Origin of the sequence: Devosia pacifica (assembly GCF_014652635.1) — a bacterium.
GTDB lineage: Bacteria > Pseudomonadota > Alphaproteobacteria > Rhizobiales > Devosiaceae > Devosia > Devosia pacifica.
Window position 1 is genome coordinate 14,561 of record NZ_BMZE01000007.1, and the last position, 25,116, is coordinate 39,676.

The following is a 25,116-nucleotide window of genomic DNA, read 5'->3' on the forward strand; positions in this document are numbered from 1 at the left end:
CTATCAGAGCCGCTCGGCCAGATATCGGTAACTGCGCCTGGCGCCCTCTTCTGGGTCCGGCCAGGCATCGAGTTCAGTCGTGATCCAGCCATCGAAGCTGTTTGCCTTGAGCACCTCGATCACCGCGGCATTGTCGAGATCGCCGGTGTCCAGGGGCGCGAAGGCGAACGGGTCGCGCTGCAGCCCCTTGAGGTGCACGTAGCTGATACGATTATGAAGGTCCGCGACCAGCACTGACGGATCTCCGCCTGCACCGGCGAGATGCGCGGTATCCGGGCAGAAATCGATGCGGGTGTGCCGGAAGATTTCGCGAACACTGTCCGGCCCTTCGATCATCGTCGACAGGTGCGGGTGGTAATGCCCTTTCAGCCCCGACCCGTCGGCGATGTCCGCCACCCGGTCGAGAGCAGCGCCGAGCTTTTGCATATCGTCGGGCCGCTGGCCCAGAACGCGTTGCGCACCACCGCCGACCACCAGATGTTCCGCATCGAGCATTGCGGCAGCACGCGCGACGCGCTCGATGCGCTCGAGTTCCTCCGCAAGAATGTCGTCGAAGATGAAATTTGCGCCCGAATAGACCGCTACGAGGCTGAGCCCTGCCCGATCGAGTGCCGCGCGCAGATCGTCGTAGCGGCCTTCGTAATCGAGCAGATTGCCGTCGAAGAGCTCCACACCCTCGTAGCCGGCGTCACCGATCGCAGCAATCGCGCGTTCCATGTCGCCAAAGGTCCGATAGGTCAGCTGTGCGATCGAGGTCACGCCGACAGCGTTGCCTCCGAGCGGTCCCCAGCAATTCGCGTGATAGGCCAGTCTGACGGCCATCCTCCACCTCCATGTACGAGCACTTGCGGCTCTTGATTGCTGCGCCTTGCGGCGACAACCAATGCCCTATTCCCGATCATCCACATAAGTCAACATTAAAAATGCAAAAGTTGCATATCTTATGTCGTAAAATAGGCATAAGGCTTTGCTTGATTGAATTAACCGATCAGCTTACAGCACACGCAGCGCCTGTAACGGCGACGCGAATTCCGGCATTCGTGTAGATTGGAGAGGCCCGTGAAGCGCAACGCTGCATCCGAAAGGGTGGCGGACACCGACTCTGCCGCGCGGCAAGCCCGGCGCACCGTCGGGCGCCCGCGCACCCTCGATGTGGCGCAGGCAAGCCTGGCGCTGATGTTGAATCTCGTGCGTCTCGGCACCGCCACGACACGTCAGCAGCTGGAGCGCGCCTCCGAGCACGGTCGCGCCGTGGTGGCCGACCGCCTGGCAACGCTGATGGAAATGGGTCTGGTCGAGGAGGGTGATCTCGGGCCCGCGACGGGTGGACGCGCTCCCCGCCAGATCCAGTTTCGCAGCGAGGCGGCAACGGTTCTGGTGTCGGTGGTGGATCAGACCTCGATCGCGGTTGGCGTCGCCGACCTCGCCGGCCGGCTGCTGATCGAGCACCACGAGGCAGCACAGCTCACACAAGGGCCCGAAGCCATCCTGGCGCGGCTCGTGACCCTGTTCTCTTGGATGCTCGAAGAGGCCGACCGTCCGGCCCCCTGGGCCGTCGCGCTCGCCCTGCCGGGCGCGGTCGAGAAGGCGGAGACCGCCTTCGCGCCGGTGCCGGTGCTGCACGCGGTGCAGTCCTGGCAGGGCTATCCTTTTGTCGAACGGCTGACGACGCAGATGAAGGTGCCGGTCTTTGTTCGCTCCGGTGTCCAGACCATGACCATGGGTGAATTCCGCGCCGGCGCCGGCGCCGGAACGGCCGGCGACGACATGATCTACGTCAAGCTGGGGCGCTCGATCAGTGCGGGGCTGGTGTCCGACCGGCACATCCATCGTGGCGCGCAAGGGGCCGCAGGAATGATCGGCCATGCCCGGGTGGGCAACGAGGTTCTCGAGGCCGTGGCCGGCGCCGACGCCATAGCGCGCGAGGCACAGTCAGCCGCGGAAGCGGGTGACAGCACTTACCTTGCACAGGCACTCGCCCGCCAGGGAGAGGTGTCCGTGGTGGATGTGGGCCACGGCGCACAGCTCGGGGATATCTTCTGCGTCGAATTGCTGGGAAGGTGCGGGCGTCTGGTGGGAGAAGCGCTGGCGCCGCTTGCCAACATGCTGAACCCCTCGATGATCGTCGTGGGCGGCGTGGTGTCAGAAACGGGCGACAGCCTGCTAGCCGGCATTCGCGAGGCCGTATATCGCATGTCGCATCCGCTGGTGACGCGCGACCTGCAGATCGTGCGCTCGCAGATGGGCGCTTCCGCGGGCCTGGTGGGCGCAGCCCAGGTGGCCCGGGAGGAGATCTTCGAGCCGGGCCTGTTGCAGGGCTGGATCGCGCATGGCTCGCCACTGCAGCATCCCGATTTCGTCCGGCTGCTGCAGTCGCTGCATCAGCCGGTACAACCGGCCAAGACCATAGGGGGAGGCCCATGATCCGACCGACTCCACGCCATCCAGCATGTCTGGAGGGTGCGTCATGGCGATAAGAGGACTGGGCCCGCACGGCGAACGCGCCGTTCCCGCCGATCAGGTCCGGCTGTCACTCGCCGATGAGGCGGAGGCGGCCCTGCGCCGCTTCCGCATTGCCGTCGTGCTGCACACCACCACCAGCGACTGGTCCAAGCAGGAACTCGCCGGGATCGTTACCCTGCTCGGCCAGTACAATGCCGCTGTCGTCGAAGTGGTCGATTGCGCCTTCGACATCGATGCCCATGTCGCGGCGCTGAACCGACTGGCTGGTGAGGCCGTCGATGGCGTGATCTCGATTCCCATCGGCAACGCCCGGGTCGCGGATGCGCATAAGGCACTGTCGGCTGCCGGCAAGAAGCTGATCCTGCTCGACAATGCCCCGACCGGCATGTTGCCCGGAAACGATTATGCGAGCGTGGTGTCGACCGATAATTTCGGCCTGGGACAGATGGGTGCCAGTCTTCTGGCCCCGCATATGCACGAGGATGCCGTTGTCGGCATTCTCGGCTATGCCAATGACTTCTTCGCCACGCACGAACGCGAGATCGCCTTTCGCAAATGGATGGCGGACAACCGCCCGGGCGTCCGCATCGTCCGCGAGCGGTTTTCTGCGCCGGACAATGCGGGTGAGGCCATCCACGCGCTGCTGGATCGCGAGCCGGAATTGTCGGCCCTGTTCGCGGTCTGGGACGTACCGGCGATGAAGGCCGTGGCAGCGCTGAAGACGCTGGACAAGCCGCTGCCGATGACCACGGTAGATCTCGGCCATCAGGCGACCATAGAGATGGCCTCCGGCGGAATGATCAAGGGAATCGGTGCGCAACTGCCCTACGATCAGGGACGCGCCGCCGCCAGGGTGATGCTGCTGAGCCTGCTCGGCGTGCCGGTGCCACCATGGGTTGCGCTCCCCGGCCGGCCGGTCACGGCGAATGATGCCGTCGAAGCTTACCAGGTCGTCTGGCACTTGCCGGCGCCACGCGAGTTGCTCAGGCTGCGACGGGTGTCGCAGCGCTGAACGCTCTACCTGCGGTGTAAGCCCTTTTCGCCGCGACAGCGCGCTAATCGAGTAGCCAGGACCCGGCCCGCCGGCAATTCGCCGGCCCTCGGCCAGTTTGCCTGCCACGCGCCATGCTGACTGAACGACCGAACTGGCAAGAAGAACTGCGGGACTTGCCGCCACGGTCGGACCGGTTGCCGTTCATGTGCATGCCCAGCCGCAACCGCTTGACACTCCTCTATGATTTTCTCGATGATCCCGCCAATGTCCGAAAAATCGCGGAGATCGGGGGCGGCGGCATACTCGATATTGGCTGCTATGCTGTCACCGGAACACGCTTCCTCCTCGAGGCCGAGCCCCGGCGCGTCGTGGCGCTCGTGGACCGAGACACTCGACCGCGGCCAGCAGCTTTCGTTCATCTGCTCTACCCAAGCGGTCACGCATCAGTCGATCGAAGTCATCGGGACACCCAAACGCCTCGAGATCGTCATTCCATTCAACCCGCCCGCCGATACGCCGACCGCGCTGCTGGTCGATGACGGGACCACACTCGACGCAAGCTTGACGCGCCGTGAAATCATTCCCGCCTGCGACCACTATACCGAACAGGCAGAAGCCTTCGCCCTCGCCGTTCTGCGAGGCGAGAAGCCGCCCGTCTGCGTTGAGGACGCGATTCAGAACATGCGTATCCTGGATGCCATCTTTGAAAGCGAGAGCCGTGGCGGATGGGCGGACGTCACCCGATAGACTGGACCAATAGGTCACAGCCGCAAGCGCGCCAGCAGACGAGGTCCCAATTGAAATGGAGGCCGTAGTGAGTGCGCGTTTCAAGGATGGCAATGTGGAGCGATGGCCAGCAGCGCTACGTTGGAAGATCATCCAGAGGTTGAACAGGCACGGCTTCAACCCAATCTCAAATGATGGGTCCACGAACAGCTAGACTGCAGCGCGGAAGCAAAAGCCAACATTGGGTAGCAGAGCGTCGATCGGCTACTTCGGCGTAAATGTTGCAATCCAATGCGGTCTCGATGCGGCGCTGCGCGGCGACATGCGGCTCGAACTCGCGCGCCTCCACCGCGAGCTCGACACCACCATCATCTATGTCACCCACGACCAGGTCGAGGCGATGACGCTTGCCGACAAGATCGTGGTGATGGACCACGGCGTGGTGCAGCAGGTGGGCAGCCCGCTGGACTTGTACGACCGGCCAGCCAACCGATTCGTCGCCGGCTTCATCGGCGCCCCGCGCATGAACTTCCTCGAAGTGACGGTCGAGGCCGTGGAGGGCGCGAACGCCAGGATCGGCTCGCCCGATCTCGGCGAACAGGTTGTTCCCGTGCGTGCCGGTGCGGTCAAAGCAGGCGATCAACTGACACTGGGCATCCGCCCGCACGACACCGACCCGGCGGGCAATGAGGGCATTCCGGCGAGCGTACATCGCGCCCTGAAGCGGACGCTCGATCAGCAGCGCGCGGCCGCCGCGGCAGGCGAGACCGAACGCTTCGACCAGCTCGACAACAGGTTTCACGAATTGCTCTGCACTGCTGCAAGGGTCAGCTATGCCTGGCAGACGCTGTCGCAGATGCGGGTCCATGCGGCACGGGTGTGCGCCATGGCGCGTCTGCCGACCGATGCGCTGCTGGCGGTCGCTGGCGAACATGCCTCGATCCTCGCCGCGATCGAGGCGCACGATCCGGCGCGCGCTACCGCTGAGATGCGCGCGCACCTGTCGGGCTTTACATCGAAGCTTGAGGCGGCCCTAGCCCAGCATCGCGCATATTTTGTCGCGTAGGCCGCCGGCCGGCAAGATGCGTCGGCGCACTGATCGGCGATATGATTGCCGGTCGAAAGTTTGAAGGAGGCGTGTCGCAGGCGCCGCCAAGTGGTACCTTTGGCGGCTCGACTCGATGCGGGCGCTCTGGTGTGCTAGCGAGCGTATATTTGCCCTCCCGGTAGCGGAGAACGTCCGATCCCGGTCCCGTCTTCTGCGCCGAAGAACCTGCAGGCAAAAGTGACCCTCAGGAAGCGTTCCCAATAGCGCCGACGGGTGGCCCACCCAGGAACCTCGGCCTCGGGCAGTCCGTGGTGATGTTGGTAGGACAGCGACGGGGTGGCAGCTCGCTTCGAGTCCTGACCAGAACCGCCATTCTGCTTTCGGCCCCAATCTTGCCAGCCGGCGCAGCTGACGCTCTGCCTTCGGCATGCACTTGGTCAGAATGTATTCTGCCCGGTCTGCGTTCTTATGAGCTAACGTTAACCATACCCTCGAAGAGATTGATGGGACCGGTCGCGTCAGGCTTGATTTTTCAAACAAGCCGACTGATTTACTCAGCTGTCGAGACGAAACCGACTCGACTGGTCGGGCCCACCTGCTGCAAACAGGCGGTCGACGGAAGGTCTGCAAACCCTCCGCCAACCTGACCATGAACCCCTGAGTGACCAGAGGCTAACATGGCTGACTTTTCTTCTACTGGTGCCGGTGCACCGGACAAGACCCTTTCTGTAATTTTCCCTTCCGAAGCCGCATCGCTCATCAATGGGCTGGTGCAGCATCGACTGCTGTCCCCTTCGGACCAGGTTCAGATCCTGAGCATCGTTGATGCGAACGAAGGCGCAACTGTCGGCGATATCGTCATCGAACTGCCCGACCATCGAGATCCCGTTGGGGCCACCATGCTTCTGGTTGAAGCCGGCGTGCTTACAGCCGAAGTCGAGGGCGTCATCGATGCCTTCACCGTTGTCCGTCGAGCGCCACCCAAGTGCGGGAGCGATCCAGACCTCGATGATCAGGGATCCGAAACGTCAGAGCCGCCTTCAGGTGATTTCGCGGGGGGTGAAGTCAGCGAGCCGGGCATCGTAGAGCTAGACACTAATCCGTTCTTTGCTTCGGTTTTTGTGGCTGCCGGTGACCAGCGCCGCGAGTTCCTGCAGCATGCTACCCTGCGGCGGCCCGGGGTTTACGTCCTCATGAACTCGAGTTCAGCGTATGTTGGGATGGCAGGGGATGTCGGATGGCGGATTGCCCACGGGCATCAACCGATTGAAGGCATCGAAACGATTGTCTCAGTCGTCGATGCCGACGACCTGCTCACCGCCGAAGATGCAAAAGTGCTCGAGCGGATCATCTGGTCTAGGCTCGCAGGATCGGGTGAACGGCGCCTCATTAATGGCGTCCCGGACGGACACGCGGTCGGCCTCGAACGCTACGTCCAGCTCGATGCGATAGCGGCCGAGGCCTGCCTTGCCCTCCGCCACAATGATGTTTTGTTCGTAGAGGGTTGCGCACGTTCTGTCATCGCAGGCCCGCGGACGGAGCCCGGGCGGCTGGGAGAACGGCGCGGTTTCGACACAGTTCCAGCTGGCGAGATCTTCGAAATGAGATTTGGTGGCGGATTGGTCGCCATGGCCTCCAGACTGGCCGATACCCACTGGCTGTTGCTGCGGGGATCCGACGTGCGCATCGAAACCGTGGTGTCCGCAAACGCCTCCGCCTCGTATCTGCGCGCGGCCTGGCTGCACTCAGGACTCCTGGCACTATCGCCGGATGGGAGGAGCTATACCGTGATGCGCGACCTCGTCTTTGGGTCGGGAAGCGCTGCAGCACATTTCTGCTGTGGTTCGAAAGGCAAAGGTTTGTCGGGGTGGCAACCAATCGACCCTGATTTCGGGAACGACGCTCCCGTTCTGACGCTCTCCTGACGCGGCATTCGCCGAATTCATGATCCCCTTTTTTCTGGCACGCGAGCGGCGAAACCGCTCGCGGCGGAGGTATGGCTGTGCTCGATCTTCCCAATATTGATGATGACGACGTCAAAGAATTGACCAAGCGCTTCAGATCAGACGACAACAAAGATCGAGAGCGCGAAAGCGCCGAAGCAGCTCTGGCAAACACTGCGCTGGACATGACGCTGACGCGAAGCATGCGTACAAAGCTCAAGCGACATCCCGGCGTCTTTGTCGTCCAGGTGTCCGACCCTGACTGGATTTCCCCCGTTGGAAGTGTCGTCAAAGCGATGGAAGCTCGCCGGTGGTGTCAGAGGTCACGGAACTCAAGAAGTCGGGCTCCCTGCGTATGCAAGCCGGACGAGATGAGCTCGGTCTGCTGCAGAACAATCACAGCTTGATGTTCATTACTCATGACGTTCAGCTTCTCGACGAGGCGGTACTTGCTGTCGCAGATCTGAGCATCACTCTGCCTCCTCTCACGCCTGACTTGCTGCGCAGGGCCATCAGACGCTTCACCGGTCAGACGGCGCGTGGCGTGACGCCGGCCATGGCGAAGCTCAAGCTTGAGGTCATCATCGCATCGATGAGGCCCGGAGCATCTGCTGGCGACTGTGTAGCAAACCTAAAGCGTGCCGTTGAGCGCGGCGCGACCATCGCAGCTCCTGATGTTCCACATCTCGACCAACTGCCCCTGACCGGCGTCGTCGAACGCTGGTCCGGCCAAGTACTTCGTGATCTCGCTGTGGTCGAGACAGATGAACTGGCCCCTCATCACATTCCATTCGTTATCTTGGAAGGCCCGCCGGGCACCGGCAAGACCCTGATCGCGAACAGTCTTGCGGCAACAGCTGGCTGGAACTTCGTCTCTAGCAGTGTGGGTGGGTGGTTCACCACTGGAGACGGCGCGCTCGGCGGAGTGGCCCGCAATCTTAAAACCTTCGTCGATCAGATTCTCGCGTCTGAACCGTGCATCGGATTTCTTGACGAACTCGACGCGTTACCGGACCGGCAAACGATGGATCCACGAGGCCGTGACTGGTGGACACCGATAATCACACTGTTCTTGACCGAGATCGATCGACTCCGGAACTCCGGTCGCAAGATCCTGCTCATCGGCGCCACAAATTACTACGCCCGCCTGGATTCTGCCTTGGTCCGACCCGGTCGACTTCAAAAACGTGTCAGCGTCCTTCCGCCTAGTACCGACAGCGAGCTGCTGTCAGTGTTTCGATACTGGCTTGGGAGCGATCTGCGTGAAGCCAACCTCGAGAAGCTTTTGAATCCAGCACGCGGCGCCACCCCCGCTTCGATCGAGGGATGGGTCAAGGATGCCCGCGCCGAAGCGCGAAACCACGGCCGCCCGCTCGAGCTTGATGACATCCTGTCACAGATACTGCCAGTCGACGACCGACCGCCAGCGGACATTCGCGCAATCGCCGTACATGAACTTGGCCACGCAGTCGTCGCGCACCGCCTCGGACACGATGTCGATCTGATTTCAATCGTACCTAACGGTGCTGTGGACGGGGTTGTGCGGTCAACGGCACCAACCACGGTCTTTACGCACCAAGACATTGAGGACCTTGTCACTATCTCGCTTGGTGGACGCGCCGCCGACATGGTTCTCAGCAAAGGTCCCAACGCAGGTGCCGAGGCCGATCTGGCTCGGGCGACCGAACTGCTTGTCGCCGCGAAGGAAAACCAGGGTTTGGGAGAGACGCTCGTTTCGCGCAGGGTCATCAGGTGCGCCGTCGACTCAGAAGACAGCATTAGCAGCGTCGAAAACGATCTCAAGAGGCTGCTTACGAAGGCCATGAATATTGTAAGCCAAGATTGTCAAACAATTGCTGCGCTCGTGGACCGTCTTATCGATGCGAGGATAATGTCTGGGACCGAGATGCGGGGACATCTGGACAGAAGCTACAGGAAAGAGAAGACTATCAGGGACTCTTGGGCAGAGGACAGGACTTCTGGACCCGGCGCCTCAGACCCGCCGTAAGAAGTGGTAAAAAGGTACCTGCACCTCGACTCGACGGATAGTGGACGGACAACGACAGCAGGTCGTCCAGAAACGCTTGTCGTTACGCATCGCTTAGCCGCCGATCCACAACCACGATGAAGCCGCGATCCGAGCGCGCCTGAAGGCCCACCCACGAACGACCCATGCAGTTAAACTCCGGCGAGGGGGTGCCAACATCGCGCGGCATGATGTGAGAAGGGCCCCTGCCTGTGGGAGAAGCCTGTCGCTGACCACTGCTTCGATCCCCTTGTTCAAGACAGGCTCGCGTCCCTGGTCGCGAACGCCTGTTAGTCTTAAGAACCGTATTGAATTGTTTCGGCGCTCTCATCTTTCTACGTACCACACCGTAATTGTCGTACGCCCTTCCGCGTGGCCAAGTGCATTGTTTTTAGCGAACGTTGATGCGGCCCTTATGCCCAGCCCGGCAGCATATGCGAGCGCTATGGCGCGCCTGGCATGCGGATGAAAGGACCGTGGATCCAGACGCTCTGCGATCTTTGTAAAATCGAGGCAGCCATGTCTCAGTAGAATGCGACGTGACAGACAATAACTAAACGGGTCGTGCATGCCCGTCAGGCATTGGGCAGCTGACGAGGGCGCTTGGCTTTCTTGCGAAGACAGTTCGGCGTGCTCTCCACTAGAGCCTTAGTCTAGCGCCTAATGATCGGCCGGAGCAAACTGCTCGGCGTCTCTGCCAATCTTGAAGGAAGTCAGATTGATGCCTTCGGTTTGCCGACCGCAATGACACCATACGTCTTCGTCCGAGAGCTGACCCGGCGGCGTGGCTTTAAGCAGCCGCCAGCACGCTTTTGTTGCCTTCTGTCTTAGAAAAACCCGAGCTTCCGCCAGGTCGCCGCTGACGCTCGCATCCCTATCTGGGTGCGAGAGGCCATCCAACCCCCAGTACGCTTCTGACGAGCGATAGCGGACCCTACCTGTTCGTCGGGCTGCGCCAATCAGGCGCGCGGCTTCGAAATGCGGTTTTAGATCATAGAGCTGGGGCAAAAACTCGCTCGGATTCAGATCGAAGTCGAACGCGATGCGCGTCATCAAGTAAACCGAAGGCAGTCCGTTTCCCGGTTCGAACAGCTCTCCGGTAAGCACATCCTGCCGATCTGCTTTTCGATCCGCGGACCAAACTTCATCAGGCCCAGCCGGTGGGCCGTTGTCGGAAAAAACCCGCGCGGCAACATAGAGCTCCAGGAGCATGTCGAATGTGTTGAGTTCCGATGCAATGCGCTCGTCCGCGGCGAGCTCACGCGCAATGAATTCATTGCTGTCAACTTCCTCAGAAGTCCGATGCCGGCCCGCGAGATCGGCCAAATTAACATGGCGCGATGCGAGCCGATCGGCGATTTCGCGACCGTCCGTTTCGATCTGCCTCCCAGCATCTGTGCCCGCGGTGCGCACCGCCTCATCGAAAAGCCGTCTTACAACACCGGGGGCCCGGTCATGCCGGAACTTTCTGTACATCGCCAAAGTAGCGTTCTCCGGAGGCGCTCCCCGTTGCGGTCTCAGCCGCGAAAGCTTGTCCAGTCGGCTCTTGAGAACAAGGAGAGATACATCCTCCCGATTTGCCTGCAACACGCCGAACCCACTTGCGAGCAGCGCGCCGTTGATGAGCCGGTCGATCACGTAGGTCTGTCCGGCGATTGCATCTTCAGTGGTGTTTTCGAAGTTTGTGTTCTGCCGCCTGCCACGGCCTCTTGGTTCTGCCACATGGAAGTCAGCAGACCGCCAGACAACAAACTCGCCTTGAGAAAGTCTCGCCTGCGCGGCCTTGGTGAGATGCAGATCGAGCGTTTGCATGTCGCCACGCGAAGCTACAACCACGCACCAGTCGCGTAGGAAGCGCGGCCCCCAAAGCGCAGTGATCGCTGCAACTTCTGATTGGAGGCGCGAGCGTGCCTGATTTAGCGCGTCTCTCGTGTGCCCTTGCAGTTCCCCAGCAAGGCGACTCTCGTCAAGAATGATCGCCACGAGGTGATGTGGACGCCAAACCTTTGCGCTGCTCTCGGAAACTCGCCCCACGAAATATGGCTGGTAACGCAGAACGTCGACCGGCTCATCGAATTTCTCGACCGGGTTGTCGACACGCCTGTATCCAGGCTCTATCCCGTCAGCTCTATCGACATTGCCGGACACTTCCTTATTGGCGCCCTGGTCGCGTTGGTGTAACCACTCTAGCATCCAAGCAAAAACCGACCCCAACATGCCAACGGCCTTAATCAATCAAAAGAAGCAATTCCGAGGTTGTGAACCCGTTCAAAGACAACATCAAGGAGGCCGGAAGGTTGGAACACACTAGAGACACTTGCCCGTACCGGTGGTTGATTGATGAGTCAAAGCGAGTCGTCATGAGTCAAAACGACTCGAGACGATTCATCCTACTGCCAAGCACTTGGCACAAGCTAGACGATAAGCGGATGAAGAAGTAACGCCAGTGTTTTTGCTCCAGCTCCATTTTCGGGGTCCAGTCGCTACTATTGATCGCCACGCAGCGCACGTCGCCCCAAAAGCGATATGCTATCTGAATCGGAGCTAGTATGACGCAGCTGCGACCGACGGATTCGAGCTCGTGTTGCCATTTATCGGGCATAAGGGGAAAGAAGAAGATCAGTTCGATTTGGGGCCGGTAGCGGTCGGTCCGATATTGTCGAGGAAATGGAAAAACCTGCCATTCGGCATCCGACCCCTTTTCCGACATTCAATCTGTTCCGAAGCATTCAGAAAAGCGGACGCTGCAATCCGGTTTTCCCATTGTTCAAGTGGACGGCCTTGCCACTAAAAAGCTCTACTGCTAATTTCGGCTCAAGATGATGATGTTTAAGTCCACATTCTTCCCGCTGATCTGACGACCGTCCTGTCGTCGCGGCACGTTGGTGCCAATCAGATCATAACGGCCCGTCCTGCTTGGGGGCCGTGCGGAGATCTATTGAATGTCGGAAGCTTCTCATTGCGGTCTGAGCCAGGCTCAGATCGAGCACTTTATTGATCATGGCTATGTGAAACTGGAAGGTGCCTTTGATGGTGATCTGGCCCGTCAAGGGCGAGATCAGCTTTGGAAAGCCATGGGACTTTCCCCTGATGCGCCAGAAACATGGAAACAGCCGGTTGTCCGTTTGGGCTTCATGACAGGCAAGCCATTCGTTGAGGCAGCCAACACCCCCCTCTTGCATGCATCCTATGATGCCTTGGTCGGGAAGGATCGCTGGGTGCGACCCAATGGTCTGGGGACCTTTCCAATCCGTTTCCCCTCACCAAACGATCCGGGCGATGCGGGATGGCATGTGGATGTCAGTTTTGGCACCGACAACCCTGACTTCATGCAGTGGCGAGCCAACGTGAAAAGCAGTGGCAGAGCGCTGCTCATGCTGTTCCTGTTCTCCGATGTAGGCGAACTGGATGCGCCAACCAAAATCCGTAAAGGCTCGCATAGCACGATTGCGAGGCAGTTGCTCCCCCATGGCGAAGGTGGCCTGACACTGGGTGAACTTGCTGCTGACGGTTATGCGTCAACTGCGGACTGCCGAGAAGTCCTAGCGACAGGACAAGCCGGAACGGTCTACCTATGTCATCCCTTCCTTGTTCACTCGGCACAACCGCATCGAGGAACCGAGCCGCGTTTCATGGCTCAGCCACCTCTCCTACCGAAAGGTGAGTTTGACCCGTCGCTCCCACCTTCTCCAGTGCAGATAGCCATTCGCAAGGCAATCGGAATGGCCCTCTAAGCTTGAGGAGCCCGGGACATGTTTCCGGGCTCACCAGCCTCCGGAATGCCGGGTGATGCGAAGGACGACTAACCGGGGACAACCCGCGCCGTCACAGTAACGGCCATTGAGCTGCCAACGACCCCATGCCTGCCGTCGGCGAGTTGTGGTGCGCGCCTACGAAACGGACATTTCCGAGTACCCGCGCCCCATGACGATATAGTCGGCGCGATCACTCGGGGTAGTTTGTAGATACACTTCAACGCAAGGCATGAAGAGATGCCGCCATTCGTCGGCCCAGTCTCCAACACCACGCTCCAAGCTTGCTCGCAGCGTGCTTTTGGCGTCACTTTCTACCCAGAATGATGTGTCGTAGAGGGGCTTCAAATAAGGGTGCAATGATGAGACTCCCTCGATAATGACCGGCTGGGCCAAGGTGACATGCCGGGCCTTCTCCGCTGCGCGTCCGGTGCTCCAGTCATATGGGAAATATGAACAGCTGCCGTCACGGTGCAGGGTTTTCACTGTGTTGAGTGAATCGTCATAGCGGATGTACGGAAAGGGGAAGCTTGGCCCAACTGGGCCGCGCCACTGTGCTTCTGGCTTTACGAAGTCATCTAAGTAGATCGCTTCGGCACCAATAGCCTCGATCATCCGGTCAGCGAGAGTGCTTTTGCCGCTCACTGGCAAACCGTCGATGGCAATCAGCCGCGCCCGAGCAGCCGTTGATACCGCTTCAGTCGCGTCGACTACTAGGCCCCTGTGTCCGGCCCCTAACGGCATGGTGCGCTCCTCACCTATGTCTGCAAGCGCGAAGTTTTACACTAAACCTGCCTGTCTTCAGCCACCCGTATCGGTCGTTGCGCCGGGGATTCCCATCACAAGTGCAGTGGCGAAGTCGGGGCCGATTACAGACGGTCCGATTCTGGCTTTCAGGCCAGCAAAGCGGACGTCAAATCTTCTACTATCGGCTCGATGACTTCCGGTTGCTTATGAATGCACAACTGTCAGGTGCAAAGTGCGCGGCGGTGCCCACTGCATTCGAGATACCGGCGCTGCAGACATATGTATACCAGTGCTATGTGGTACACCCCGAAACGAAACGTTATGGTTTTGGAAAGGGTAAACAGGCATTGGCGTTGGCGGACCGCGATGACGATATTGCGGCGGCGGGAGGGGTGTGTAAATTATCGCGAGCGTGCCGGGTGGCAAGGCTGATCGACGCTTTGGCCGGAGGGAATGTGATTGAGCGGATTGGAGCGGCTCTCTCGGTCTTCGGCGGCGGCATTCGAGCTGCTGCCGCATCCGGTTTGGATCGTTTCGCTGGCCACGCTGCGCATAATGGCAGCAAATGGGGCGGCGAGCCATCGGCTAGGCTCCGGTGATTTCGATCGCAACGATCTGACGATTGCCGATTTTGGCCCGTTCGCCGAAGAGTCAGGAATTCGGCAGCGCCTACATTCGCTTCAGGGCGAGCTGGCCGAGAGCGGCCAGTGGACGATAGGGGCTGCGCGGCAAACCCGTGCGCCATCTGCAGCAGTTGGGGATTGGTGCGTTCAAGATCCGCAATGGCCCCCATCGTGAACGCTTCGGACCCGTCCTTATCGATTTCGCGCACCAGCGCGTCCCGCGTCGATGCGGAAACGCATGGCAAGGCGTGAGGGGTCTGCTTGCCATGGGCATCGACCGCCGCTGCAAGCAAGAGCTGATAGAACATGCCGAATCCCACCATGGTATCGAATCCGCCTCCGATGTCGCTCGCGCAGCGGCGGACCATATCCAGCAGTTCGGGATTTTCTCGCCCGAGATGCTCGGTGACCTCGGCCACGCACGCCTCCGGCCCCAGATCGTCGAACTGCCGCGCCACATACTCGCGGTTCAAATCGGTCACACGCGGAAGAAAACTCATTGTCGGCGTCACCTTCCCAATAAGGCCACTCTGTTTGTCATAGGGCGACCTGCTTAACCTTGGCAAAGGGCCTGGAGGTTTGCGCATTATTTCGCGTTCTTGAGACTGACGAAGCCAGACCCTGGTCGATTGAAGAACAGCGTGTCCAACTAATCTGCCCACCCCGTTTTGCCATAACTGTGGCTGGCGCGCTCCCGAAAGATCGGGATGAGCGAGCGGGCGATAGTGGTTGTTTCGCCTCTGATGACGGAAATCAGTTCTTCAGCAAGCGCCTGGCCGATCTCGAAGAAGCGGTTATCCAAGGTCGTGAGCGCGGGATAGACCACCGTGGCCAGATCGCTGTCGTCATAACCGATAACGGCGATATCCCTTGGCACGGACACGCCTTTTTCCCGCAGGAAGTTCATCGCACCGGCGGCCATATAGTCATTGGTGCAGAACACGGCTTCCGGCAGCTTGCCGCTTTCGAATATCCTGGCCATGGCGTCGTATCCGCCCGAAATCGTATAGTCGCTGTAAGACTTTGCGACGATCGTCCCACCCAGGTCGAGCAGAGCGTCCGACAGACCACGCTCGCGCTCTATGGCGCAGAGGTGTGACTGTGGGCCGTTGATCAGCGCTATGCTGCTGGCGCCGACCCCGACGAGTTCCTGCCCCACCATCTGCCCCCCCTCGTAGTCGCCGAGGTCGACGTAATTGCTATCTTCTGCATTGCGGCTGGGGCGCAACATCACATGGGGGTACCTGGCCCGGTGCAGCGCGCTGAGAAATGAATAGTCACGGGCGAACTGGGGAACGATGATAATGCCGTCGGCCGATCGATCGCCGACAACGTGATCGAAATACTCGGTGACGTCAGGCGCATCATGAGATCTCGTGGTGTAGCGTACGCCAAAACCATTGGCCTCCGCGACTTCGGAGACACCCAACATCAAGTAATAGAACAAGGCCGTGCGCCGGACGATGTCCGGGTGGCCATCAATGGTCATGATCACCATTTCGATGACGTTGCTCTTTCCCGTCATCAGCATCCGTCCGGCCTTGCTCGGGACGTAATTGAGCTGCTTTGCGGCAGCGAGAACTCTTTCGCGCGACGCCTTGCCGACCGGTCCGTTGTTTATGGCGGCGGACGCCGTGGCCATCGATACACCGGCCAATGCAGCAACTTCTTTGAGGGTAGACATTCTCCTGCGTTCTCCATCTCCGAAGTCATAGTCATTCAGAGACATCGTGGAATCGACCTTCCTGCGCAAGCAAGTTCTTGAGCGTGAGCGGGCTCACATCGTCAAAGGTTTGAAAATCGATTCTCACATTGGGCGTGTAGCCGCAGGTATGGCAACGCGTGATGCACCGCAGGACCCGCACGCGGTCGCCCGGGCGCAGTTGGTCGGTCGCCGTGTCGTGCAAGGCCTTCGCCGCTTCGAGCAGGCGCAGGTTGGTGCTACAGAAGTCTACGATCATGACATCTTCCACGATGGGGTGGCCGGCCCCTAAAGCGCCGGCCACCCCCGGGTTGTCAGACGCCCCACTGGCACGAGTGGGCGAAGTGAGTGAGGAACTCCGGACCGTCCTTGCGGATGATCACATCGTCCTCGACGCGGCTACCGCCGACGCCCGGGATCTGGACCGTCACTTCGTACGACACGCTCATGTTTTCCTCGAGGATCACATCCGAACCCATGGACGGGATTTCTTCCTCGGGATCCATGCCGGTGCCATGGCCGCATGAGCGGCCCTCGCCATTGCCATGCAAATATCCGCGCTGTTCGAGGACTTCATTGATATACTTGTCCGGTGCGGAGGCTTTGTTGCCGGCCTTGAGGTGCTTTGTGCCGGCCAGCCATGCTTCCAGCGTCACATCGAGCAGTTCCTGCTGCTTGGCGCTGACTTCACCGAAGGCCACGCCACGCGCCATGTCCGATGCGTAACCGTTAAACCGGCAACCGATGTCGACGAGGAGGAGTTCGCCCTTGCGGATAACCTTGTCGCGCGGCCGGGCCAGGAAGTACTTGGCGGAATTCTCGCCAGACTGGACCATCATGTCGAAGGCCTGGCTGTCGGCACCGTTCGAGAACATCGAGGTGTAGCAGATCCGAACGGCTTCACGCTCGGTCATGCCTTCCTTGAGATTGTCGCGCAGGTCCGCAAGCCCACCGTCGGCCAGGCGGCCGGCGATCTTCATAAGGCCAATCTCGGTCTCGGACTTGATCGACTTCAAACGATCCACAATCGTCGTCTTCTCGATGGGGGTCGATTGCAGCGCGTCCTTGATGATCAGGTAGAATTCGAGATCGAGGTACTGGTAGCCAACGATGCCGATCTTGCTAGGCTTCTTGGTCGTTTCGAAGTCGCGCAGCACCTTGCCCAGCTCCTGCCGGGCGCCGCGAACGTCGCCGATCCAGCTTTCGTCCTTGGCGTAAGGGAGCAGGTCGGACCCGGCGAACAGGACCAAATCACCTTCAAGCGGAAGGAAGACGAGCGCCGGGTTGGGATAGACACCGTCGAAGGACCGGTAATTGGCAATCCAGCGAACGTTGACCATGCGGGCAGGATCGCTGAACAGGATCAGGGCATCATACCCCGCCTTTTTCATTTCTTCCCGCGTACGGGCGACGCGATCCTGGTACTCCGAAACCGGAATGTCCTGGAGCACATCGTAGACACCACGTTTAATCATATTTTCCTCTTGTGTATATTGGAGTGGAGACGAGTGCCGTCCCTTAAAAAACCGCTTCCGGGTCGTAGTGCGCGTCGATGTTGTCATCGGTGATCATGGGCACGCGCAGCACGACCCGCTGGGGCACGGCTTCACCGCGTACGGCTGCCACTGCGGTTTCGATGGCCGTGTCCATGCGCCATTCATTGGCGATGGTCATGGCGAACAGATCGCCGCTCTGGATGACCTCGAGCGACTCCTTCTGGCCGTCCATGCCGACCACGAAGACGTCGGTGCGGCCAGCGTCCTCAAGCGCCTGGATCGCGCCCAATGCCATCTCGTCGTTGTAGGCGAACACGGCATCGATATCGGAATTGGCCTGAAGGATGTTGGCCATGACCTGGCGTGCGGGGAGCCGCAGCCACTGTCCGCTCTGGTCGGCGACCGTCACGATGTTGGGCCAATATTGAGCCTGCGCGTTGAACCCTTCGCGACGAAGGATCGAGTTGGTCGATTCCGGAACACCCTGCAGCTGGACGATGTTGCCCTCGCCGCCGAGACGAGCGGCGATGTAGTCGAATGCACGCTCGCCCATCGACACTTCTTCGGTCGAAACGAACGAGACGTAGGGGATGCCTTCTTCTTCGGGCACACCGGAGGCGGCGATGATCAGCGGGATGCCAGCATCGGCGACTTCGCGGTAAGCGGGGTAGATGGCACGCCCGGAGAGGCTGGAGACGATGATCGCGTTGCAGCCCCTAGCGATGAGGCTCTCGATATTTGCGATCTCGCGGGTGGCGTCGCCCTGCGCGTCGGTCACCACGCCGGTGACGCCTTCCATGCCGGCCACGACCTGCTCAAAAGACTCCACCATCGCGACACGGAACGGATGGTTCATCACCACCTGCGAGAAGCACAGCGTGATGTCTCCCTCGGGGACGGTGTTGTATTGGTAGGTTTGCGCATGGACTGCGGTTGTCGTCATGAGCATTGCGGCGACTACGGCAGACATCTTGAACATTTTAGTCATTTCTCACTCCCTAGCGCATCTGGTTGTGCGCTCAGACAAAAGGATCCCCGCTGCCCGCCCAACACTGTTGGCAGACTGTCATTCGTCACGGATCAAGTGGGGATGGTTCAGGTCAATAATCGTTGCGTTGATTTGGCTTGGTCTACGGTGATCCTCCTGATCGTTTGTTGACCCTAGGCGACCTTGAGGAACATCGACTTTCGGCGGCTCAGCAGCAGTCCGGCCAAGATGACGATGCTGCCCTGAGCGATCGGCTGATAGAAGGCCGAGAGATTGAGGATGTTCATCAAATTGAGCACCACGGCGAAGATGAGAATGCCGACGAAGGCGCCTGTCATCGTGCCGCGGCCGCCATAGAGACTGACCCCTCCGACCACCACGGCGGAGATCGCGGTCAACTCCATGCCGATGCCGGACCGGGGCTCACCCATTCCCAGCCGCGCGGTGGTCAGAAGGCCCGCCAGGCCGGCAAGGGCTCCGCACAGCATATAGGTCGCAATCCGCAGACGGTCGGTGCGGATACCCGCAAAGCGCACCGTCTCGCTGCTGGCGCCCATGGCATAGAGATGGCGGCCATAGGGGGTCATGCGCAGAATGACGACGCCGACCAGAAAGGTGAGGACGAAATAGATCGCTGGCAGCGGAATGCCGGACAGACGGATGCCGGCAATGGCCTCAACGGCGTCCGGTATGGACCGCAGCACCGGCCCGCCGCCTGTGAACAGGAGCGTGATGGCCGTGACAATGCTGGCCAAGATGAAGGTGGCGATAAAGGGTTCGAGCTTGCCCTTGGTGACGGCCAGGCCATTGGCCAACCCCACAAGAGCGCCGACCGCCAGGGCCACGATGAGCGAGCCCGGTAGCCCCAGAAACTCGCCATACATGGCCACGACGACGCCAGAGAGCCCCAAGGTCGCGCCGACCGAGAGATCGATTCCGCCATTGCCGGAAATGATGACCAGCGTGAGCCCCAGGCAAACCAGCGCCAATTCGGCATTATACTGCACGAGATTGATGATGTTGTTCCAGGTCAGGAACGATGGCGAGAGAAGTGAAGCGACGACAACCAGAGCCGCCAGGATCAGGATCGGCAGGTTGTTGCGCAATGTGCTGAGACCGTTCATCAGGCCCTCCTTCGCGGCAGGGCCGCAGATACGATCGCGTGTTCGGAGAAATCGGCGCGCTCGATTGTCGCCGTCATCCTGCCACCGGACAGAACGCCGACGCGGTGACAGAGCCCCATGAGTTCGAGCACCTCGGATGAGAGAACGAGGATCGCGACGCCGGCTTCGCTCAGCGATTTGATGACTTCATAGACTTCCATCTTGGCGCTGACATCGATGCCACGCGTCGGCTCCTGGAAGATGGCGAGCCGGAAATCCCGGTTCAGCCATTTACCGATGGCCACCTTCTGCTGGTTGCCGCCGCTCAACCCCTTAACGAGGGCATAGGCATTGTTGGGCTTGACCCGGAGGCGCTGGATATGGGTGTTTGCGGCCTCGAGAGCCGTCTTTTTCTCGAACAGGCCGTTGCTGACGAAACGGCCCAAATTTCCCACGCTGAAATTGTGTAGCAGATCGAGGTCAAGCATCAGGCCTTGCAGCTTGCGATCCTCGGGAACGAGAATGACCCCGGCCTCGATCGCAGCAGTGGGACTGGTGGGCGCGAAGGGAGCACCATCAAGCCTTACAGCGCCGGCAAAACCGGTCTGAATTCCGAACAGAGCATTGGTTAGCGCCGTGCGACCGCTGTCGGCGAGCCCGTAGATGCCGAAGATTTCGCCGCGTGCCACCTCGAACGAGGCTCCGTCCAGTCCACGGGCGGGATGGGCGAGATCAGACACCACGAGGCGCGGCTCTCCTTGGGCAGGCGCTGCAATGGTTGGAAAATAGGCTTCCATCTGCCGCCCGATCATCAGCCGCACAAGCCCGTCGGTCTCGGTGTCGGCAACATCAAGCGTTGCGACATGCTGGCCGTCACGCAAGACAGTGACATGATCGCACAGATCGAAGACTTCCTGCATGTGATGCGAGATGTAGATGACGGTGACGCCTTCCTTCTCGTTGAGCTGCTTGAGCACGCGAAACAGGATCTGTTGCTCCGCCTGATTGAGGTTGGCGGTCGGCTCATCCATGATGAGCACCTTCGCGTTGCGGCTTACCGCCCGTCCCATTTCAATCAGCTTGGCCTCGGACGGGCTCAGTGTGGCCATCGGTCGGCCAGGCTCGATCTCGATGCCCAGGCGGCCGAGCAGGTCGCCCGCCTGTTTCATCAATCTAGACCAATCGAGGAATGGACCGATGCGCGGCTCCATGCCCAGATAGATATTTTCGGCGACCGAGAGGTTGGAAACCTGCTGGCTCTCCTGAAACATCGTGGACACACCCGAAAGCTGTGCTGCCGCGGAGTCCTTGGGTGCAAAATCCTGTCCGAACAGCCGCACGGCACCGCCATCGGGCTGGTGGACACCGGAGAGGATCTTGATGAGGCTGGACTTGCCTGCACCGTTCTCTCCGACGAGAGCATGGACCGATCCCTGCCGGATGGAGAACGAGACGTCCGACAGCGCCTTGGTGATACCGAAGCGCTTGGTCAGCGCCTGAAGCTCAATGGCCGTGGACATCATGATTTACTCCGACGGGATGCGGACAGCAGCAGGGCGCCAAGGATGATCAGCCCAAGGATCAGCGACTGGACGTAGGGGTCGATGCCGGCGAGAACGAGAATGCTGAACAAGACACCAGTGAGGGTCGCACCGAGCAAGGCGCCGATGACAGTGCCCCGCCCACCGGAAAGGCGAGCACCACCGACCACGACGGCCGCGATGGTCGCCAGCTCGGTCCCTGCCCCGCCACTCGAAATCGTGGTCGGCTGGAAGGCGCCTGTGCGCGCCGCCATGATGAAACCGGTGAGCGCCGCAAGGCTGCTGGCCAGCATGAAGACGGTTACCCGGACGCGCGCCACCTTGATACCGGCGTAATGGGCGGCAAGGTCGTTGCTGCCGACGCTGAACAACTGACGTCCGAACGAGGAGCGATGAATAACGACACTCATGATAATGACGACGAGTGCGGCGATCAGGGTCGGTACCGGAATGCCCACCACCGTGCCCCGTCCCAGATAGGCAAAGGCGTCCGGCACATTGGCGGCGATGCCACGACCGCCGGTCACCAGAAGGCTAAGGCCGTCAAGGATGGTCCATGTTCCGAGGGTCACGATGAACGGCTCGAGCCGCCCCTTTACCACCAGCAATCCGTTGACGAGCCCGACCGCTGCGCCACAGGCCATGACGAGCAGAAAGGCGACCGGGAGAGGAACGCGCTCGACAAGAAGGATCGAAACCATCTGCGCCAGCCGGATCACCGCCCCGATCGAGAGGTCGATTCCTGCCGCCAGCACGGCGAGCAGCTGCCCCAACGCAGGCATCACGTCGAACGACACCTGCCGGGCGACTGAGGTGATGTTGTATTGGCTGAGAAAGACCGGCGAGAGAAACCCACCCACCGCGATAAGCGCGACTATAACGCCGGCCAGCAGAAACTCTTCGGTATGCGCCGAGACGACGCGGCGAAGTGAGCCAGCAGACTTCGTTGCCGCGGGGGGGACGTCAACTTCATGCATGATTTCCTCCAATCTGAAACGCTTCGCTCCTCCAGTAATTTTTCCTGTATTACAGCAAAAAAATATAATCTGAAGCGCTTCAGTTTGTTACTAATTACGCCTTCGTCCTTTGGTCGTCAAGATATCTGTTCGTGATTTTTGAGATGGCCGCTTCCGCCACTGCAGGCCGGCCTCGATGGCAGATGCGGGCGCGTCGTCGAGGAAATTTAAGGCCGGAAGAATGAAGCTGCGCCAACGGCTTGGAGCCGGTTGCCGTCGGTGCGATGTGAGCACGCGCGTTTAGGTGCGGGCGTTGGGCCTACCGCCAGCGTTGGTCGACGCAGGCCCTCGATTGTTCGCCGCTCTCCTGTGCCAGGGACGGATAGTCGGTGTACCCCTTCTGGCCGCCGCCGTAATACGTCGATGGATCGTCCGCATTGAGCGGAGCGCCCGTGCGGAACCGTTCGGGCAGATCGGGATTGGCGAGGAAGTTGCGGCCGAAAGCGATCAGATCCGCCTTGCCATCGCGGATCCACTGCGCCGCCGTTCCAGGCTGAAAGCCCCCTCCCACGATCAGGGTGCCCTGGAATTTGGTCCGGATCGTATCGATCATTTTCAGCTCCCTGGGATCTGGCTCTTCGCCCTGTTGCATCTGCTCAATCGCGGGGTTGACGATGTGCAGATAGGCAAAGCGGAAGTCGTTGAGGCGCTCTGCGACATAGCCAAAAGTCGCTTCGGGCTGTTCATCGTGGATATCGTTCGCCTTGGACATGGGCGACACCCGCACGCCGATGCGATCCGGACCCCAAATCCGCATCAGGGCCTCCGCGACCTCCACCAACAAGCGAGTTCGGTTCTCGACCGGACCGCCGTAAGAATCTGTGCGGCGGTTGGTGCCGGTCTCCAAGAACTGATCGAGCAGATAGCCGTTGGCGGCGTGAATTTCGACGCCATCGAAACCGGCTGCCTGGGCGTTTCTGGCGGCGCGCTCATATTGCGCCACAATATAGGGCATCTCCTCGATATCGAGCGCGCGCGGTCGCACAAAAGGAACAAGTTGGCCTTCGCCACGCTCGTTCTCGATGAAAGCCTGTCCCTCAGGCACGATGGCGGAAGGCGCAACCGGAAGCATGTTATCGGGCTGCAGCGCGGGATGAGAAATGCGCCCGACATGCCAAAGCTGGTTGAACATCAGCCCACCAGACTGATGCACCGCTTGGGTCACCCGGTGCCAGGACTGGACCTGCTCTCGGCTGTGAATGCCGGGCGTCCATGCGTAGCCCTGCCCCTGCATCGAAACCTGCGTCGCCTCGCTGACGATCAAGGCCGCAGATGCGCGTTGCGCGTAGTAGCAGGCGGCAAGGGAATTGGGCACATTGCCGGGCTGGCGCGCACGCGAACGCGTGAGCGGCGCCATGACGATACGATGCGGCAGGTTGAACGGGCCAAGCCGATATGGCTGAAACAGCATCTCCGTATCCGGCGCCTCTTCAGCACCTGTGGAGCGTGTCATCGTCGTCGCCTCGTCCATTTTCCGCCTCATGGGGCAATTGCCGGGCCGCCTGGACCGCCGTCAAACGAGCTTAGGACCGCAGCGATCGGTCTCAACTGACGCCCGTCAGCGCCGAGGGGATTAACGCCAAGCAGAAGAAGGACGTCTGCATGGAGCACCGTCCTAACGAGTCTGCCCTGACGAACGTCAAGGTGCGACCGCACGGTTTGCATCATGTTGACCGCCCTGCAGGCGAGGTGCGCAATGGCGACGATACATAGGTTGGAGAAGCTATTTCGCCGGACGGGCGATCTCGTTCTCGACAAGAGCGATCTAAAAAGGCTTGAGGATTTTCTTCATGGAAAGGTCGGGGACCTTGTCATTCGCGGCGAGGCGAACGCCAAGGCCAACAACCTGGAGGTGATCCGGCCCTGGGACCTACCGATCACCAAAGGGCTCCAGGAAACGATCCACCGGTTCCGCGCGGCCAACGCGGACCTTCAGCTCACCGATTATTTCAGCGGGCTGGTCGGGTCACCCCCGAGCGATCTGGCCATCGGCGATGAAGCGCAGGCACGGTTTCCCGAGATCGCCGGGGGGTTGAGCTTTGCTCTTGCGGAAACCTTCAAAATCCTCGACCCGAAGCTCAAGAATCCAACGACCCAGGATTGGGACAGAGCCTATCGTGTGTTCGAATTGCTGCTCTAGCCGACATCGCCAGCACAGTCGTCCGCCCCAATATCCCAAACGTCGGAACGCAGCTGCCGAAACGATGTTAACGAGGTATCGCGCGGAGAACTCTGGGCAATGAAGGGGTCTGGCTGCGCTTACTCAATATTAGGGCTGCACACCTCCTCCTAAGGACGACGGAAGAAGAACGAGACCATGCGAGATGCTTCTTTCGGCGAAACCTCCAGTGCGAGAGGCGGCTTTGTGGAGGTGCGCGGAGCACGCGAGCACAATCTAAGAGATGTCAGCGTTGTTATCCCCCGGAACGCGCTGGTCGTGTTCTCGGGCATTTCGGGTTCCGGCAAGTCGTCCCTTGCGTTCGGCACCATTTATGCAGAGGCGCAGCGTCGCTATTTCGAGTCTGTGGCACCCTATGCGCGACGCCAAATCGATCAGGCCGGCGTGCCCGATGTGGATACGATCGAGGGATTGCCGCCGGCCATTGCCCTAAAGCAGCAGCGCGGGGCCAGCAATGCGCGCTCCTCGGTGGGCAGCGTGACGACGCTCTCAAGCCTCGTGCGAATGATGTATTCGCGCTCGGGCGCCTATCCGCCCGACCAGCCGATGCTTTATGCGGAGGATTTCTCGCCCAATACGCCACAAGGGGCCTGTCCGACCTGTCACGGGCTGGGACGTGTCTATGAGGTGACCGAGGCCATCATGGTGCCCGATCCCAATTTGACCATCCGGGAAAGGGCCATCGCCTCCTGGCCACCGGCCTGGCAGGGTAGTCTAGCGTTTGGGGAATGAAGCGATTGTTGCAATACGTCTTGCTTCGGGCTCCGAC

General features: G+C 60.3%; 23 protein-coding genes and 2 pseudogenes. 14 read left to right on the plus strand and 11 right to left on the minus strand.

Annotated elements, in window-relative coordinates; all coding sequences use genetic code 11:
- Positions 1-3 precede the first annotated feature (3 nt).
- On the minus strand, positions 4-822 hold the full coding sequence (locus tag IE127_RS19420) for a sugar phosphate isomerase/epimerase family protein (protein ID WP_189427459.1): 819 nt from the start codon (positions 820-822) through the stop codon (positions 4-6).
- A gap of 237 nt (positions 823-1,059) precedes the next feature.
- On the opposite strand from IE127_RS19420, the gene IE127_RS19425 reads away from it, so the two are divergent.
- The 8 genes and pseudogenes from IE127_RS19425 to IE127_RS19450 all read left to right on the plus strand — a co-directional run bounded on the left by IE127_RS19425 (position 1,060) and on the right by IE127_RS19450 (position 9,182).
- A complete protein-coding gene (locus IE127_RS19425) occupies positions 1,060-2,424 on the plus strand; it encodes an ROK family protein (RefSeq protein ID WP_189427460.1) in 1,365 nt (454 codons plus the stop codon).
- Between the two features lie 43 nt (positions 2,425-2,467).
- Positions 2,468-3,475: a substrate-binding domain-containing protein gene (locus tag IE127_RS19430; RefSeq protein ID WP_189427461.1), complete on the plus strand. Its 1,008-nt coding sequence runs from the start codon at positions 2,468-2,470 to the stop codon at positions 3,473-3,475.
- Between the two features lie 191 nt (positions 3,476-3,666).
- Positions 3,667-3,996, plus strand: coding sequence for a Gfo/Idh/MocA family protein (locus IE127_RS19955; protein ID WP_373297346.1), 330 nt, complete (start codon positions 3,667-3,669; stop codon positions 3,994-3,996).
- A 22-nt stretch (positions 3,997-4,018) separates the two neighbouring features.
- Positions 4,019-4,204 (plus strand): hypothetical protein, encoded by a 186-nt coding sequence (locus tag IE127_RS19960; protein ID WP_373297344.1) that lies wholly within the window; start codon positions 4,019-4,021, stop codon positions 4,202-4,204.
- Positions 4,205-4,481: 277 nt separating this feature from the next.
- A pseudogene (locus tag IE127_RS19785) lies at positions 4,482-4,847 on the plus strand (ABC transporter ATP-binding protein); the annotation flags it as partial.
- Positions 4,848-4,877: 30 nt separating this feature from the next.
- On the plus strand, positions 4,878-5,249 hold the full coding sequence (locus tag IE127_RS19790) for an FCD domain-containing protein (RefSeq protein ID WP_373297347.1): 372 nt from the start codon (positions 4,878-4,880) through the stop codon (positions 5,247-5,249).
- A gap of 659 nt (positions 5,250-5,908) precedes the next feature.
- Complete coding sequence (locus IE127_RS19445) at positions 5,909-7,156, plus strand: DUF4357 domain-containing protein (protein ID WP_189427464.1); 1,248 nt, start codon at positions 5,909-5,911, stop codon at positions 7,154-7,156.
- Positions 7,157-7,487: 331 nt separating this feature from the next.
- Positions 7,488-9,182 carry an AAA family ATPase gene (locus IE127_RS19450; protein ID WP_189427465.1) on the plus strand — a complete coding sequence of 565 codons (1,695 nt, stop codon included), beginning with the start codon at positions 7,488-7,490 and terminating at the stop codon, positions 9,180-9,182.
- A 678-nt stretch (positions 9,183-9,860) separates the two neighbouring features.
- Here the strand turns inward: IE127_RS19450 and IE127_RS19455 are convergent.
- A complete protein-coding gene (locus IE127_RS19455; protein ID WP_189427466.1) occupies positions 9,861-11,012 on the minus strand; it encodes a hypothetical protein in 1,152 nt (383 codons plus the stop codon).
- A gap of 126 nt (positions 11,013-11,138) precedes the next feature.
- Between IE127_RS19455 and IE127_RS19460 the strand changes: the two genes are divergently transcribed.
- Both IE127_RS19460 and IE127_RS19465 read left to right on the plus strand, forming a co-directional pair.
- Positions 11,139-11,381, plus strand: coding sequence for a hypothetical protein (locus IE127_RS19460; protein WP_189427467.1), 243 nt, complete (start codon positions 11,139-11,141; stop codon positions 11,379-11,381).
- Between the two features lie 761 nt (positions 11,382-12,142).
- Entirely contained in the window at positions 12,143-12,934 is a 792-nt protein-coding gene (locus IE127_RS19465) for a phytanoyl-CoA dioxygenase family protein (protein WP_189427468.1), read from the plus strand.
- Positions 12,935-13,090: 156 nt separating this feature from the next.
- On the opposite strand, the gene IE127_RS19470 is transcribed toward IE127_RS19465, so the two are convergent.
- Positions 13,091-13,696 (minus strand): uridine kinase family protein, encoded by a 606-nt coding sequence (locus tag IE127_RS19470; protein WP_189427469.1) that lies wholly within the window; start codon positions 13,694-13,696, stop codon positions 13,091-13,093.
- 462 nt (positions 13,697-14,158) lie between these two features.
- Between IE127_RS19470 and IE127_RS19660 the strand changes: the two genes are divergently transcribed.
- Positions 14,159-14,497, plus strand: a complete 339-nt coding sequence (locus IE127_RS19660; protein ID WP_189427470.1) for a hypothetical protein — start codon at positions 14,159-14,161, stop codon at positions 14,495-14,497.
- A gap of 91 nt (positions 14,498-14,588) precedes the next feature.
- The gene (locus IE127_RS19480) at positions 14,589-14,879 is read left to right on the plus strand and encodes a hypothetical protein (protein ID WP_189427471.1); all 291 of its coding nucleotides are present in this window, start codon (positions 14,589-14,591) and stop codon (positions 14,877-14,879) included.
- Positions 14,880-14,971: 92 nt separating this feature from the next.
- On the opposite strand, the gene IE127_RS19485 is transcribed toward IE127_RS19480, so the two are convergent.
- The 8 genes from IE127_RS19485 to IE127_RS19520 all read right to left on the minus strand — a co-directional run bounded on the left by IE127_RS19485 (position 14,972) and on the right by IE127_RS19520 (position 23,621).
- Positions 14,972-16,075, minus strand: a complete 1,104-nt coding sequence (locus tag IE127_RS19485) for a LacI family DNA-binding transcriptional regulator (protein ID WP_189427472.1) — start codon at positions 16,073-16,075, stop codon at positions 14,972-14,974.
- Positions 16,038-16,283 carry a hypothetical protein gene (locus IE127_RS19490; protein WP_189427473.1) on the minus strand — a complete coding sequence of 82 codons (246 nt, stop codon included), beginning with the start codon at positions 16,281-16,283 and terminating at the stop codon, positions 16,038-16,040. Before IE127_RS19490 ends, IE127_RS19485 begins: the two co-directional genes overlap by 38 nt.
- A gap of 55 nt (positions 16,284-16,338) precedes the next feature.
- Positions 16,339-17,499, minus strand: coding sequence for a M24 family metallopeptidase (locus IE127_RS19495; protein WP_189427474.1), 1,161 nt, complete (start codon positions 17,497-17,499; stop codon positions 16,339-16,341).
- A 43-nt stretch (positions 17,500-17,542) separates the two neighbouring features.
- Complete coding sequence (locus IE127_RS19500) at positions 17,543-18,508, minus strand: substrate-binding domain-containing protein (RefSeq protein WP_189427475.1); 966 nt, start codon at positions 18,506-18,508, stop codon at positions 17,543-17,545.
- 173 nt (positions 18,509-18,681) lie between these two features.
- Positions 18,682-19,632, minus strand: coding sequence for an ABC transporter permease (locus IE127_RS19505; protein WP_189427476.1), 951 nt, complete (start codon positions 19,630-19,632; stop codon positions 18,682-18,684).
- Positions 19,632-21,134 carry a sugar ABC transporter ATP-binding protein gene (locus IE127_RS19510; protein ID WP_189427477.1) on the minus strand — a complete coding sequence of 501 codons (1,503 nt, stop codon included), beginning with the start codon at positions 21,132-21,134 and terminating at the stop codon, positions 19,632-19,634. The genes IE127_RS19505 and IE127_RS19510 overlap by 1 nt, the downstream gene beginning before the upstream one ends.
- Complete coding sequence (locus tag IE127_RS19515) at positions 21,131-22,129, minus strand: ABC transporter permease (protein ID WP_189427478.1); 999 nt, start codon at positions 22,127-22,129, stop codon at positions 21,131-21,133. Before IE127_RS19515 ends, IE127_RS19510 begins: the two co-directional genes overlap by 4 nt.
- A gap of 298 nt (positions 22,130-22,427) precedes the next feature.
- Positions 22,428-23,621 (minus strand): alkene reductase, encoded by a 1,194-nt coding sequence (locus IE127_RS19520; RefSeq protein WP_244640392.1) that lies wholly within the window; start codon positions 23,619-23,621, stop codon positions 22,428-22,430.
- 243 nt (positions 23,622-23,864) lie between these two features.
- On the opposite strand from IE127_RS19520, the gene IE127_RS19525 reads away from it, so the two are divergent.
- Together IE127_RS19525 and IE127_RS19530 are read left to right on the plus strand one after the other, a co-directional pair.
- Positions 23,865-24,308 carry a DUF1931 family protein gene (locus IE127_RS19525; protein WP_189427480.1) on the plus strand — a complete coding sequence of 148 codons (444 nt, stop codon included), beginning with the start codon at positions 23,865-23,867 and terminating at the stop codon, positions 24,306-24,308.
- Positions 24,309-24,485: 177 nt separating this feature from the next.
- Positions 24,486-25,058, plus strand: a pseudogene (locus IE127_RS19530) (P-loop NTPase family protein); the annotation flags it as partial.
- Between the last annotated feature and the right edge of the window lie 58 nt (positions 25,059-25,116).